The sequence below is a fragment of the Variovorax robiniae genome, from assembly GCF_037889955.1.
GTDB lineage: Bacteria > Pseudomonadota > Gammaproteobacteria > Burkholderiales > Burkholderiaceae_C > Variovorax > Variovorax robiniae.
In genome coordinates this window covers 1-13,271 of record NZ_JBBKZS010000013.1, presented here as the reverse complement: position 1 = coordinate 13,271, position 13,271 = coordinate 1, and the positions used below count along the sequence as shown (strand labels likewise).

Here is a 13,271-nt window from a genome sequence, read left to right as displayed (position 1 = left end):
GACAAGCTGGCGGCTACTGGCTCAGTACTCCGCGACAACGCTTCCCGACACCGCCGTGGCCCGTGTCGCCTTGTCCTTGAGCACCTCTTCCACATCGGCCAGGTAGCGCCCGACCACCGGCTCATGCGTAAGGTTCAGCATGTGATGAATGCCTGCGGGCTCCTTCACGTATCCCACGATCCAACCCCGCGCACCGAGGCCGCGCCCGATCGCCGCCATGTCCCGCTCCGGTGAACCGAAGGCGAACACCGAGAGCTCCGGCTGGCCGAGCGTCGGCAGGCCGAGCCGGTCCAGCCCCGCCTGCATCGCGCGGCGCGTGGCCAGCACACGTTCCGTCACGCGCAGGTAGCCGTCCCTGCCGAGGTAGTTCATCACCGCCCAGGCGGCCGCGATCGCACCGCCCGCGCGCGTGCCGACCAGCGTGTGCGTGAAGTACTGGCCGCGCGGCCAGTTGTCGAAGGCATAGCCCATCAGCGCGAAGGACTCGGGGTCGGCAAAGAACAAGGTCGATGCGCCCTTGGCCGTGTACCCGTACTTGTGCAGGTCCGCCGAGATCGAGGTCACGCCATCGACCGCGAAGTCGAAGTCCGGAATATCCGCGCCCAGTTCGCGTGCAAACGGCGCGAAGTAGCCGCCGACGCAGGCATCGACGTGCATCCAGATTCCGCGCTCCTGCGCCAGCGCCGCGATCTGCGGAATGGGATCCACCACGCCATGCGGAAACGCGGGCGCCGAGCCGACGAGCATCGCTGTCTCCGGTGTCAGCGCGGCGCGAAGCGCGTCCACGTCTGCGCAGAAATCGGCGCCCAGGGGCACGCGCACCGTCTTCATCCCCAGGAACCAGGCCGCCTTGTCGAAGGCCGGATGCGCACTGAGCGGCATCACGATCTGCGGCGTCCCCATGCCGGGATTGCGGGCCAGCGCACGGTCGCGCGCGCACTTCACGGCCAGGAAGATGCTCTCGGTGCCTCCGGTGGTCATCGCGCCGCGCGCCTCGGGGCCACCGTGCAGCAGGTCCAGGCCCATGGCCACCACCTCGGTCTCGAACTTGACCAGGCTGCCGAAGGCCCGCCCGCCCAGTCCGTTCTCCGAGAAATACATCAGGTAGGCCTTCTTCGCGACCTCCAGCACGTCGTCGCCGGCGTAGTGGATGAACATCGGCACGCGGCCGTTGCGCCAGTCCACGTCGTGCTTGCCGGCCTCCTTGAGCTGGCGTTCGAGTTCGGGCCAGGCAATGCCGCGGTCGGGGAGTTTTGTGGTCGTCATGGTGTGCGTGTCATCCTTCTTTGCCGCCCCAATGGACGACCTTGTTTTCGAGTGCGCGGGCCAGCAGGTCGAGCACGTAGCCCAGGATCGCCATGATCAGCGCCCCGACAATCACGACGTTGGTCAGCAGGAAGTCCGAGGCCGACATCGCCATGTACGCGATGCCCGCGTTCGTGGCGATCATCTCGGCGCCCACCAGCATAGTCACGCCGATGCCGATGCTCACGCGGATGCCGGTGAAGATGCCCGGCAGGCTGGCCGGAAAGATCACGCGGCGGAAGATCATCGAGCGCGATGCGCCCAGCGCCATGGCCGCCTGCACCTTGCGCCGGCCCACGCCGCGCACCGCCTGCATCGCGCTGATCGACAGGATCGGAAACAGCGCCAGCACGATGATCACGACCTTCGCCACCTCGCCGATGCCGAACCAGATGATCAGCAACGGCAGCAACGCCAGCTTGGGCATCGGACGCGAGATCTCGATCGGCGGATCCAGCACCGCCTTGACCGTTTCGTTCATGCCCATCCACAGGCCGAGCGGCACGGCGACCAGCACGCTCAGCGCGAACGAGAGCCCGAAGCGGAACAGGCTGATGCCGAGGTGATAGGCCATCGTCTTGCCCTGGTAGCCGTTCTGCATCAGTTGCAGGAACGTGGCCCAGACCGAGGCCGGCGATGGCAGGAACAGCGGCGCGACCAGCGGCTGCCCGTTCACGAGCGGCGCGGTGATCAGCCACCACAGCACGAACAAGGCCGCGAAGGATGCCAGGTTGATCCAGCGCGAGCGATGCCGGGCGGCGCCGGGCGCCTGCGTTGCTGCGCTGCTCATCGCTCCGTCTCCTGGCGCTGCGCCGTCAGGGCTTCTTCGCGCAGCAGGCCGAAGATCTCGGCCTTCATGCGGACGAACTCGGCGCTCGCGACCACGGCCGGGTCGTTGCTCTGCGCGAAGCGCGGCTGGAACTTCGCCTTGATGCGGCCCGGGCGCGCCGACATCACGACAACCTCGGTCGCCAGGAACAGCGCCTCGTCGATGCTGTGCGTGATCCAGAGGATGGTCTTGTGCGTCTCGTGCCAGATGCGCTTGATCTCCTCCTGCAACAACTCGCGCGTCTGCGCGTCCAGCGCCGCGAAGGGCTCGTCCATCAGCAGGATCTCGGGCGAGTTCGCCAGCGCGCGTGCAATGCCGACACGTTGCTGCATGCCGCCGGAAAGCTCATAGGGGAAGCGCTTCGCGAAGCCGGAAAGCCCCACCATCTCGATGTACTGCGCCGCAATGCGCGCCGCCTCTGCCGCGGACTTGCCGGTGGCCAGCGGCCCGAAGGCCACGTTGTCCAGCACGTTCATCCAGGTGAACAACGCGCCCTGCTGGAACACCACGCCACGGCGCGAGTCGGGCCCGCGCACCCGCAGGCCGTCCATCAGCACCTGGCCACTGGTCGGATGCTCGAAACCTGCCAGGATGTTCAGCAAGGTGCTCTTGCCGCAGCCCGACGGGCCCAGCAGGCAGGTGAATGCGCCTTCCTCGATGGCGAGCGAAATCGGCTCCAGTGCCTGGACTGCCTGGGGACCGCTGCCGAATCGCTTGGAGACTTGTTCGAAGTGAACCTTGGCCAATTCAGGCAACCATCTTCGCAACGAAGCTCTGGTCGACCAGCCCGGCCACATCCTTGGGCATGGCGGTGATCTGCCCGGACTCGAAGAGGAATTGCGCCTGCGTCTGCAAGGTCTTGATCACGCCGGTGTCCTTCTCGCCGGGCTTGCCCATCCATTTGCTCGAGAGCTGCTCGCTCGCCGGCACGGGATAGAAGGTGTTGAGCGAACGCATCACAGCCGCTTCATCGACATTGAGGAACTTGGTCATGGTCTCGACCACTTCCTTCGGGTCCTGCTTGAAGGTGCGCGCGATCTGCTCGTACTCCTTCAGGAAGGCCAGCACCAGGTCCGGCGACTTCTGCTTGAACTCGTCGCGCACCAGCAGCGCGTCGAAGATCAGCAGGTTGTGCTGGTTCAGGTCGCCGGTCTTGAATATGATCTTGCCGCCGTCCTCGGTCAGGCGCGGCAGCACCGGCACCCAGATGTAGCTCGCATCGATCTCGCGCCGTTGCCAGGCCGACGCGATCTGGTCGGCCCGCATGTTGATGAGCTGGACGTCGTTGATGCCCAGCCCCGCGGTCTTCAGCGCAGCGATCGCCGCGAAGTGCACCGATGTGTTGAACGGCAGGCCGATCTTCTTGCCCTTGAGGCCCGCAATGTTCGTGATGCCGGAAGTGCCCTGGACCACCAGGCATTCGCTGTCGACGATGTTCTTGTAGACGTAGACCATCGATGCCTTGAGGCCATTGGCATAGCCCACCATCATCGGGCTGGAGCCGATGTTGCACATGTCGAGGCTGCCGCCGGCCATGGCCGAAATCACCTCGGAGCCCGCACGCACGGTGACGAAGTCGCTGGCGACGCTGGGGCCGAAGGTCTTCGGCGCCATGTTCTTGGCACGGATGTAGTTCTGCGCATCGATCGCACCGAAGGTCCCGAGCTTCACCGACCTGGACTGCGCGAAGGCCGGGCTGGAAGCGCCCAGCAGCAAGCTGCCTGCGGAGGATGCAACCAGCATGTTGGCTGCGGCCAGGTGGAAATCGCGACGCGAGAGATTCAACTTCATACAGACGGCCTTTTCTGAAAGTGCAGAACATCGGAGGACCACTTCGATGCGGTCTGGAATTCAGTTTATGAAGCGTTGAATATATTGTCAAAGCTCCAAAACCCGATGTGCGCCGTGATCAGGGCTTGAGAAGGCGGATCAGGAAGCGGGAGCCATGCGTCAGGTCGTCCCGCATGGCTTGGCCCAAGGCATCGCCATCGCGGCGGCGCAGCGCATCCATGGCGACCATGTGCGTCTCGTGGCCGGTAAGACTGCCGCAGTACTGGGGGAACAGCAGGTTGAGCGTCGGGCCCACGCGCAGCCACAGGCCTTCGATGATCCGGACCAGGATCGGCTGGCCGGATGCTCGATATATTGAAAGGTGAAACTCGGTGTTTTCGAGCAAGGTCCGGTGGGCGTCGCCGGCGTTGATGGCGGACAGGTGCGACTGCACCACGGCATCGAGGCGCTCGATCTCTTCATTGGAGATGCGGGGCGCGGCCTCTTTCGCAGCCAGGCATTCGAGTTCCATGCGGATCTTCAGGATCTCGCGGTAGGTCTCGATGTCGAGCCGGGGGACGCGGATCGTCCGGCCATTGACGACTTCCAAGCCGTGCTCGACCACCAGTCGCTGCACCGCCTCACGCACGGGCGTCAGGCTGACGCCGAAGTCTTCCGCGACACCCCGTACCGTGAGCACCTGTTCGGGAAGCAGTGCGCCGGTCATCAGGGCTTGGCGCAGCTTCTGGTAGGTCCTGTCGGTCAGGGTATCGCCGCGCAACGCCATGCGATCTGCATGTGCCGGCACCCCTGCAACGTGGCGGAGAGTACGGCGTGAGGTCGTGGTCGGCTTGGGCATGGAGGAGGGCGGGGCTCGGGCAATAGCGCGCGTTTGAATATACTCTGCCGCGCCGGTCACGCAGGGCACACTCGCCGGCTATCGCGCCTCCGAGCCGCCTTCGATCTCGCGCCATCGGGCCCAAGGTCGCAAGATGGACTCGTTCAAACTCCATTCGTCCCTTGTGAAATCCAACAGCTTCAACGCGTCCACCTTCGACGCAGCCATCGTCGACCTCGACGGCACCATGATCGACACGCTCGGCGATTTCGTCGTGGCGCTGAACCTCATGCTCGACGATCTCACGCTGTCGCACGTGACGGCCAAGGACGTCGAATCCATGGTCGGCAAGGGCTCCGAGCACCTGATCCGCTCGACCCTGCGCCATGTGCGCGGCAGCGACGCCGACGAGACACTGTGCGACGCCGCCTGGCAGCGCTACACCCACCACTACCTCGCCATCAACGGTCAGCATTCGGCGGTGTACCCCGGCGTCATCGAAGGGCTGGAAGCGTTGCGCGCCCAGGGCCTGCGCCTGGCCTGCCTCACCAACAAGCCGAACGATTTCGCCAAGCCCCTGCTCGCGGCAAAAGGCCTCGATGGCTATTTCGATTTCGTCTTCGGCGGCGACGCCTTCGAGCGCAAGAAGCCCGACCCGCTGCCTCTGCAGAAGACCTGCGAGGCGCTCGGCACCTCGCCCGCGCGCACGCTCATGATCGGCGACTCCAGCAACGACGCGCAGGCCGCCCGCGCGGCCGGTTGCCCGGTCGTGCTCGTGACCTATGGCTACAACCACGGCGAGCCGATCCAGGGCGTCGATGCCGACGCCTTCGTCGACAGCCTGGCGGAATTAGGCCGACTTTCCTAGCAGTGCGTCCTTGAGCTTCCAGTCGGCCGGATTCGGGCCGATCCAGATGCGCAGCAGCGCGTTGAAGAAGGCGTGTTCCTTGATCGGCTCGCCCTGCACCACGCCCTTCACGGTGACCACCGTGCCGGTATCGGGCACCCAGTCCACCGTGAAGGTGTCGCCCGCCTTCAACTGCTTCTGCTCGGTGAACACCTGGCTCATGCGCAGGAGCCCCGGCACCACCGCGCTGAATTCGTTGCGCGGCATGTTGTCTTCCACGCCGCGGGTGAACAGCTTGCCGAGTTCGTTGGCGTCGATGTCGCGCAGCATCGTCACCGTGATGCGCTTGGGGCCGGCGGAAGCCAGTGCTTCTTCGGTCGTGCCGACCTTCTTGCCTAGATAGAGCCCGGCGGTGTAGACCTTGAACACGGCCTTGTAGCGCACGCCAGCGCCGTTGAGTTGCAGCTTGCTGCCACGCAGTTCGATTCCGTCGTCGAGCTTGACGCCTGCCACGTCGATGGTGGCCGCCGACGCCCCAACAGCGCCGATCGATGCCAATGCCAGAAGAACCTGGGGAAGTGCGCGCCGGATGGCGGTCTGGAACATCTGAAAAGTCTCCGTATATGTCTCGAAACTCCCCGAGATGTATCTTTTTGTACATCCATTCTCGCTCAGCTAAACTCCGCCGTTCCATGTTCATTCATCACGTCATCCAGACAGGTCAAGGCAGCCGGGGAGCCTGGCCCTGGCGTCGCCCGTCGTCGCTGTCTCGTTGATTGCACGGCGCACGCCGTGCGCCCGCGGCGCCTGATCACTTCTCGACTCAGGGCCACCCATGAATGACAACGCCACCGGCCAATGACGCGCCGGCCGGCAGACGGAGGACATCCCGTGATCACCGAACTCGAATTCAAGAGCCTCAGCGCCCAGGGCTACAACCGCATCCCGCTGATGATCGAGGCCTTTGCCGACCTCGAAACCCCGCTCTCGCTCTATCTCAAGCTGGCCCACACCACGGACGGCGGCAAGTTCAGTTTCCTGCTGGAATCGGTCGTCGGCGGCGAGCGCTTCGGCCGCTACAGCTTCATCGGCCTGCCGGCCCGCACGCTGATCCGCGCCAGCGGCTTCGGCGCAGAGGCCCGCACCGAAGTCGTGACCGACGGCGTCGTGGTCGAGACCGCCAGCGGCAACCCGCTCGACTTCATCGATGCCTACCAGCGCCGCTTCAAGGTCGCGCTGCGCCCCGGCCTGCCGCGCTTCTGTGGCGGCCTCGCCGGCTACTTCGGCTACGACGCCGTGCGCTACATCGAGAAGAAGCTCGAGAAGACCTGCCCGCCTGACACGCTCGGCTGCCCCGACATCATGCTGTTGCAGTGCGAGGAACTGGCCGTCATCGACAACCTCTCCGGCAAGCTCTACCTGATCGTCTACGCCGACCCGACGCGTCCGGAGGCCTACCCCAACGCCAAGCGCCGCCTGCGCGAACTGCGTGAGAAGCTGAAGTACTCGGTCGCCGCACCGCAAGTCCGGCCGACCCAGCCGCACCCGCCCGAGCGTTCCTTCGCCAAGGCCGACTACCTGGCCGCCGTCGAGCGCGCCAAGGAACTCATCGCCGGGGGCGATTTCATGCAGGTGCAAGTCGGCCAGCGCATCAGCAAGCGCTACACCGAGTCGCCGCTGTCGCTCTACCGCGCGCTGCGCTCGATGAATCCCTCGCCCTACATGTTCTTCTACGACATGGGCGACTTCCACGTGGTCGCCGCCTCGCCCGAGATCCTGGTGCGCCAGGAGAACATGCCCGACGGCGAGCAGAAGGTGACCATCCGCCCGCTCGCCGGCACCCGACCGCGCGGCGCCTCGATCGAGCTCGACAAGGCTGCCGAAGTCGAACTCATCAATGACCCGAAGGAGCGCGCCGAGCACGTCATGCTGATCGACCTGGCGCGCAACGACATCGGCCGCATCGCGAAGATCGGCTCTGTGAAGGTCACCGAGGCTTTCGCGGTGGAGCGCTACAGCCATGTGATGCACATCGTGAGCAACGTCGAAGGCACCCTGAAGGACGGGATGCGCGCCATCGACGTGCTCAAGGCCACCTTCCCGGCGGGCACCCTGACCGGCGCGCCCAAGGTCCACGCGATGGAACTCATCGACGAACTGGAACCCATCAAGCGCGGCCTCTACGGCGGCGCCTGCGGCTACATCAGCTACGCCGGCGACATGGACGTGGCCATCACCATCCGCACCGGGATCATCAAGAACCAGGTGCTGCATGTGCAGGCGGCAGCGGGTGTTGTGGCCGATTCGGTGCCCGAGTTGGAGTGGAGGGAGACCGAGGCCAAGGCGCGGGCCTTGCTGCGGGCGGCCGAGCTGGTGGAAGAGGGCCTGGAATGAGCTCGCCGGACATCCAGAACGATTTCTCGCACGAGATCATCGGCGCCTGCGTCGAAGTGCAGCGCGTGCTCGGCACCGGCCTGAGCGAAGCCGCCTATGCCACCGCGCTGGAGGTCGAACTTGCCGAGCGCGAGATTGGCTTCAAGCGCGACGTGCCGCTGTCGGCCACCTACAAGAACCGGCCGCTCGGCGAGGTATACCGGGCCGGCTTTGTCGTCGAGCAGTCGGTGATCGTGGAATTGCGCGCCGCCGATGTATTGACGGACCTGCATCGCGCGCAAGTCATGGCCGCGTTGCGGCTCTCGGGCCTCAAGCTGGGCCTGCTGATCAACTTCAATGTATTCCCCGTCGTCAAAGGCGTCCACCGGATCGTGAGCAAGCCATGAAAGTCCTGATGATCGACAACTACGACTCGTTCACCTACAACATCGTCCAGTACCTGGGCGAGTTGGGTGCCGATGTCGAGGTGCAGCGCAATGACGAGATCAGCGTGGAGCAGATCGCCGAGCGCATTGCCGCGGGCGTCACGCGGCTCGTGATCTCGCCCGGCCCCTGCTCACCTGCGGAAGCCGGCGTCTCGGTCCCCGCCATCGAAGCTTTCAAGGGCAAGCTCCCCATCCTCGGCGTCTGCCTTGGCCACCAGGCGATCGGCGCGGCCTTCGGCGGCAAGATCATTCGTGCGCAGCAACTGATGCACGGCAAGACCAGCGAGATCACGACCACGCAGGAGGGCGTCTTCGCCGGCCTGCCGGAGAAGTTCGTCGTCAACCGCTACCACTCGCTTTCCATCGAGCGCAAGTCCTGCCCCGCCGAACTGGCCATCACCGCCTGGACCGACGACGGCGAGATCATGGGCGTGCGCCACACCGGCTTCGCGCATGACGTGCGCATCGAGGGCGTGCAGTTCCACCCCGAATCGATCCTGACCGAGCACGGCCACGCCATGCTCAAGAATTTCCTCGACTGAGACGACAACACGCCATGGCATCCAATAACACCGTCGACCTGCGCAGCGACACCGTCACGCAACCCACGCCCGCGATGCGCGCCGCGATGATGGCCGCGCCGCTCGGCGATGACGTCTTCGCGAGCGACCCGACCGTCAATGCGTTGCAGGAAAAGATCGCCGACGTGCTCGGCTTCGAAGCCGCGCTGTTCGTGCCCACTGGCACGCAAAGCAATCTCTGCGCGATCCTCTCGCACTGCGGCCGCGGCGACGAATACATCGTCGGCCAGATGGCCCATTGCTACCGCTGGGAAGGTGGCGGGGGCGCGGTGTTCGGCAGCGTGCAACCGCAGCCGCTGGACCACGCGCCCGACGGCACGATCCCGCTCGCGCAGATCGAGACGGCGATCAAGCCCGACGACGCGCACTTCGCGCGCACCCGCATGCTCGCGCTGGAGAACACCCTCGGCGGCAAGCTGCTGCCTTTCGACTACGTGCAAGCCGCGACCGACCTCGCGAAGGCCAAGGGCCTGCAACGCCACCTCGACGGCGCACGCCTCTTCAACGCCGCCGTGGCCCAGTCCGTCCAGACAGGCAGCGACGCCCGCACCGAAGCCCGCCGCATCGCGCAGTGCTTCGACAGCGCCTCTGTCTGCTTCAGCAAGGGCCTCGGCGCGCCGATCGGCTCCGCGCTGTGCGGCTCGCGCGAGTTCATCGCGCGTGCCCACCGCATCCGCAAGATGGCCGGCGGCGGCATGCGCCAGTCGGGCCTGCTCGCGGCCGCGGCCTCGCACGCTCTGGACCATCACATCGACCGCCTGGCCGACGACCATGCACTGGCGCAGCGTCTCGCGGACGGCCTCTCCGGCATCGAAGGCTTCATCGTCGAGAAGCCGCAGACCAATATCGTCTTCGTCGACCTGGAAGGCCCGGCCAAGGCGAAGTCGGCCGGCCTGATGGCGCACCTCGCCGAGCACGGCGTGCTGGCCACCGGCCTCTACAAGCTGCGCTTCGTCACCCACCTCGACGTCGATGCGGCCGGCGTGGACCGTGCGATCGAGACCGTCCGCGCGTACTTCAAGAACTGAGAAAAAGGAGACTCCCCATGCCCATCACCCCGCAGGAAGCGCTCCAGCGCACCATCGAACACCGCGAGGTCTTCCACGACGAGATGCTGCACATCGTGCGCCTCATCATGAGCGGCGAATGCTCGCCCGTGATGATGGCCGCGCTCATCACCGGCCTGCGCGTCAAGAAGGAAACCATCGGCGAGATCACCGCCGCCGCGCAGGTCATGCGCGAGGTGTCGACCAAGGTGCCGGTCGCGGACACGCGCAACCTGGTCGACATCGTCGGCACCGGCGGCGACGGCTCGCACACCTTCAACATCTCCACCTGCTCGATGTTCGTCGCCGCCGCCGCGGGCGCCAAGGTCAGCAAGCATGGCGGGCGCAGCGTGTCGAGCAAGTCCGGCAGCGCCGACGTGCTGGAGTCGCTCGGCGTCAACATCAACCTCAAGCCCGAGCAGATCGCCAAATGCATCGCCGACGTCGGCATCGGCTTCATGTTCGCGCCCAACCACCATCCTGCGATGAAGAACGTCGCGCCGGTGCGCAAGGAGTTGGGCATCAAGACCATCTTCAACATCCTCGGCCCGCTGACCAATCCGGCCGGCGCGCCGAACATCCTCATGGGCGTGTTCCATCCCGACCTGGTCGGCATCCAGGTGCGCGCGTTGCAGCGCCTGGGCACCGAGCATGCGATGGTGGTCTACGGACGCGACGGCATGGACGAGATCTCTCTCGGCGCGGCCACGATGGTCGGCGAACTCCGGAACGGCGAGATCCGCGAATACGAGCTGCATCCCGAGGACTTCGGCTTCGCGATGTCGAGCAACCGCGCCCTGCGCGTGGAAACGCCGGAGCAGTCGATGGCCATGCTCATGAGCGTGCTCGACAACCAGCCGGGGCCGGCGCGCGACATCGTCGTGCTCAATGCGGGCGCGGCCCTCTATGCGGCCAACGTGGCCGACTCCGTCGAGACGGGCGTGGCCAAGGCACGTGCGGCCCTCGATTCGGGCGCGGCCAAGGCCAAGCTGTCCGAACTGGTCAAGGCCACGAGCACCGCGGGGGCGAACTGAACATGTCCGACATCCTCGACAAGATCGTTGCCGTCAAGCACCAGGAAGTGGCGGCACTGAAGCAGCGCACGCCCCTCGACGCGATCCGCTTCGACGCCGAAAGCCGCGTGCTCACGCGCGATTTCGTCGGCGCCATGCGCGCCAAGATCGCCGCAGGCCAGGCGGCCGTGATCGCCGAGGTCAAGAAGGCCAGCCCGAGCAAGGGCGTGATCCGCGCCGACTTCATCCCGGCCGACATCGCGCAAAGCTACGCGGAAGGCGATGGCACCATCAGCGCAGCCTGCCTCTCCGTGCTCACCGACAAGCAGTTCTTCCAGGGCGGAATCGACTACCTCAAGCAGGCCCGCGCCTCCTGCGAACTGCCTGTCCTGCGCAAGGACTTCATGGTCGACGCCTGGCAGATCTACGAGTCGCGTGCGATCGGCGCCGATGCGATCCTGCTGATCGCGGCCGTGCTCGACGATGCACAGATGAAGGACTTCGAAGCCATCGCCCTGGGGTTAGGCATGGCCGTGCTGGTCGAAGTGCACGACGCAGCCGAACTCGAACGCGCCCTCAGGCTCAAGACGCCACTGGTCGGCGTCAACAACCGCAACCTTCGCAACTTCGAGGTGTCGATCCAGACCACCATCGACCTGCTGCCCAAGCTGCCCGCCGACCGCCTGATGGTCACCGAATCGGGCATCGCGACGCGCGAAGACGTCGCCAGGCTGCGCGCCGCCGGCATCCACGCCTTCCTGGTCGGCGAGACCTTCATGCGCGCCGACGAACCGGGTGACGCGCTCGCCGATCTCTTCCGCTGAGGCGATCGCCATGACGGAAGCCCGCACCGATCAACTGTCGAGCAACAACCCGGCCGACTGGCCGGTGGCGCCCGGCTGGCAGCCGCTGGTGGACGGATTCTTCGCCAGCCCGGTTGGCCAGAAGCTGATCGGCTTCCTGGGGGAGCGCCTGGCGAGCGGCGCGACGATCTTTCCGCCGCAGCCGCTGCGTGCCCTCGAACTGACGCCGCCCGAGCAGGTGCGTGTCGTCGTGCTCGGCCAGGACCCTTACCACGGCCGCGGGCAAGCCGAGGGGCTGGCCTTCTCGGTGGCGCCCGGCGTGGCCATTCCGCCTTCCCTGCGTAACATCTTCAAGGAGTTGCAGCGCGACCTCGGCACGCCGACGCCGCCGTTCCCGAATCCGGGCGGCAGCCTGGTGAACTGGGCGAAAAAGGGCGTGCTGCTGCTCAACACCTGCCTGACCGTCGAGGAAGCCCAGCCCGCCAGCCACGCCGGCCGCGGCTGGGAGGTGCTGACCGATGCCGTCATCCGCCACGTGGCGCAGGGCGACCGGGCAGTCGTCTTCATGCTCTGGGGCTCCCACGCCCAGAGCAAGCGCGCCCTGATCGACCTGCAGCGCCACAAGGTGCTCGTGGCCAACCACCCCTCGCCGCTGTCGGCCCTGCGGCCGCCACTGCCCTTCATCGGATGCGGCCATTTCGGGCAGGCGAGGGCCTGGCGGGACGCGCAAACGAACGCCTCGGTGCGAAATTCTGGATAGCGAATCGACGGCCCCTTCTATTCGTGCTATATTCCGAGGCTCGCTGGAGAGGTGGCCGAGTGGTTAATGGCAGCAGACTGTAAATCTGCCCTCTTACGAGTACGCTGGTTCGAATCCAGCCCTCTCCACCAGCGATTGCAGAACGGACAAAAGAACAGACAGCAGGACTGACAGAGCGTTTGGAAATTGCCTGATCTCAGGTTTCGGGGTGCTTCTTGGGGTGCCCCAGATGCGGGAGTAGTTCAATGGTAGAACCCCAGCCTTCCAAGCTGATGACGCGGGTTCGATTCCCGTCTCCCGCTCCAGTCGGTGTGTTTGGATGTTCGTGATGATTGTTGGATGGCGTTGGTTTTTGCCCTTTTGGCTCAGTGGTAGAGCACTCCCTTGGTAAGGGAGAGGTCGCGGGTCCGATTCCCGCAAAGGGCACCAAATTTCAAGGGGTGGCGCATCCGCCCCGGGTCGTGTTGAAGGTGTCGATGGAAGGCCACTTGTCACCATGACATCGCGGCCCCATGTCAGTGTGTTGATTCAGTAAATTCTTCGGAGCGAAAAAATGGCAAAAGGCAAGTTCACCCGCACCAAGCCGCACGTCAACGTCGGCACGATCGGTCACGTCGACCACGGCAAGACCACGCTGACCGCTGCAATCGCAACGGTGCT

15 protein-coding genes and 3 tRNA genes are annotated in these 13,271 nt (G+C 65.4%); 12 read left to right on the top strand and 6 right to left on the bottom strand.

Features of this window, described 5'->3' with window-relative positions:
* Window positions 1-21: 21 nt before the first annotated feature.
* The 5 genes from WKW79_RS24870 to WKW79_RS24850 all read right to left on the bottom strand — a co-directional run bounded on the left by WKW79_RS24870 (window position 22) and on the right by WKW79_RS24850 (window position 4,691).
* Window positions 22-1,266 (bottom strand): pyridoxal phosphate-dependent decarboxylase family protein, encoded by a 1,245-nt coding sequence (locus tag WKW79_RS24870; RefSeq protein ID WP_340337896.1) that lies wholly within the window; start codon window positions 1,264-1,266, stop codon window positions 22-24.
* A gap of 10 nt (window positions 1,267-1,276) precedes the next feature.
* The gene (locus WKW79_RS24865) at window positions 1,277-2,095 is read right to left on the bottom strand and encodes an ABC transporter permease (protein ID WP_340337895.1); all 819 of its coding nucleotides are present in this window, start codon (window positions 2,093-2,095) and stop codon (window positions 1,277-1,279) included.
* Window positions 2,092-2,880 carry an ABC transporter ATP-binding protein gene (locus tag WKW79_RS24860; RefSeq protein ID WP_340337894.1) on the bottom strand — a complete coding sequence of 263 codons (789 nt, stop codon included), beginning with the start codon at window positions 2,878-2,880 and terminating at the stop codon, window positions 2,092-2,094. Before WKW79_RS24860 ends, WKW79_RS24865 begins: the two co-directional genes overlap by 4 nt.
* Before the next feature lies 1 nt (window position 2,881).
* The gene (locus WKW79_RS24855) at window positions 2,882-3,925 is read right to left on the bottom strand and encodes a taurine ABC transporter substrate-binding protein (RefSeq protein ID WP_340337893.1); all 1,044 of its coding nucleotides are present in this window, start codon (window positions 3,923-3,925) and stop codon (window positions 2,882-2,884) included.
* Window positions 3,926-4,043: 118 nt separating this feature from the next.
* On the bottom strand, window positions 4,044-4,691 hold the full coding sequence (locus WKW79_RS24850) for a GntR family transcriptional regulator (RefSeq protein ID WP_340337892.1): 648 nt from the start codon (window positions 4,689-4,691) through the stop codon (window positions 4,044-4,046).
* A 205-nt stretch (window positions 4,692-4,896) separates the two neighbouring features.
* On the opposite strand from WKW79_RS24850, the gene WKW79_RS24845 reads away from it, so the two are divergent.
* Entirely contained in the window at window positions 4,897-5,610 is a 714-nt protein-coding gene (locus WKW79_RS24845) for a phosphoglycolate phosphatase (protein WP_422823963.1), read from the top strand.
* Here WKW79_RS24845 and WKW79_RS24840 read toward each other — a convergent pair.
* The gene (locus WKW79_RS24840; protein WP_340337890.1) at window positions 5,593-6,195 is read right to left on the bottom strand and encodes a chalcone isomerase family protein; all 603 of its coding nucleotides are present in this window, start codon (window positions 6,193-6,195) and stop codon (window positions 5,593-5,595) included. The two genes, WKW79_RS24845 and WKW79_RS24840, sit on opposite strands and share 18 nt — an antisense overlap.
* Before the next feature lie 285 nt (window positions 6,196-6,480).
* Here WKW79_RS24840 and trpE point away from each other — a divergent pair, with 285 nt between their 5' ends.
* The 11 genes from trpE to WKW79_RS24785 all read left to right on the top strand — a co-directional run.
* Window positions 6,481-7,983: an anthranilate synthase component I gene (gene trpE / locus WKW79_RS24835; protein ID WP_340337889.1), complete on the top strand. Its 1,503-nt coding sequence runs from the start codon at window positions 6,481-6,483 to the stop codon at window positions 7,981-7,983.
* Window positions 7,980-8,369, top strand: coding sequence for a GxxExxY protein (locus WKW79_RS24830; RefSeq protein ID WP_340337888.1), 390 nt, complete (start codon window positions 7,980-7,982; stop codon window positions 8,367-8,369). Before trpE ends, WKW79_RS24830 begins: the two co-directional genes overlap by 4 nt.
* Window positions 8,366-8,950 (top strand): anthranilate synthase component II, encoded by a 585-nt coding sequence (locus WKW79_RS24825; RefSeq protein WP_340337887.1) that lies wholly within the window; start codon window positions 8,366-8,368, stop codon window positions 8,948-8,950. The genes WKW79_RS24830 and WKW79_RS24825 overlap by 4 nt, the downstream gene beginning before the upstream one ends.
* Before the next feature lie 14 nt (window positions 8,951-8,964).
* Window positions 8,965-10,017 carry a low-specificity L-threonine aldolase gene (gene ltaE, locus WKW79_RS24820; RefSeq protein WP_340337886.1) on the top strand — a complete coding sequence of 351 codons (1,053 nt, stop codon included), beginning with the start codon at window positions 8,965-8,967 and terminating at the stop codon, window positions 10,015-10,017.
* Window positions 10,018-10,034: 17 nt separating this feature from the next.
* Entirely contained in the window at window positions 10,035-11,069 is a 1,035-nt protein-coding gene (gene trpD, locus WKW79_RS24815; RefSeq protein WP_340337885.1) for an anthranilate phosphoribosyltransferase, read from the top strand.
* 2 nt (window positions 11,070-11,071) lie between these two features.
* Window positions 11,072-11,872, top strand: coding sequence for an indole-3-glycerol phosphate synthase TrpC (trpC, locus tag WKW79_RS24810; protein WP_340337884.1), 801 nt, complete (start codon window positions 11,072-11,074; stop codon window positions 11,870-11,872).
* A gap of 10 nt (window positions 11,873-11,882) precedes the next feature.
* A complete protein-coding gene (locus tag WKW79_RS24805; protein ID WP_340337883.1) occupies window positions 11,883-12,611 on the top strand; it encodes a uracil-DNA glycosylase in 729 nt (242 codons plus the stop codon).
* 45 nt (window positions 12,612-12,656) lie between these two features.
* Window positions 12,657-12,742: transfer RNA gene (locus tag WKW79_RS24800), tRNA-Tyr, on the top strand.
* Between the two features lie 100 nt (window positions 12,743-12,842).
* Window positions 12,843-12,916 (top strand) — tRNA-Gly (locus tag WKW79_RS24795).
* Window positions 12,917-12,965: 49 nt separating this feature from the next.
* Window positions 12,966-13,040 (top strand) — tRNA-Thr (locus WKW79_RS24790).
* A gap of 124 nt (window positions 13,041-13,164) precedes the next feature.
* Window positions 13,165-13,271, top strand: a 107-nt coding sequence (locus tag WKW79_RS24785; protein WP_295178652.1) for a GTP-binding protein, incomplete at its 3' end; no start/stop codon positions are given.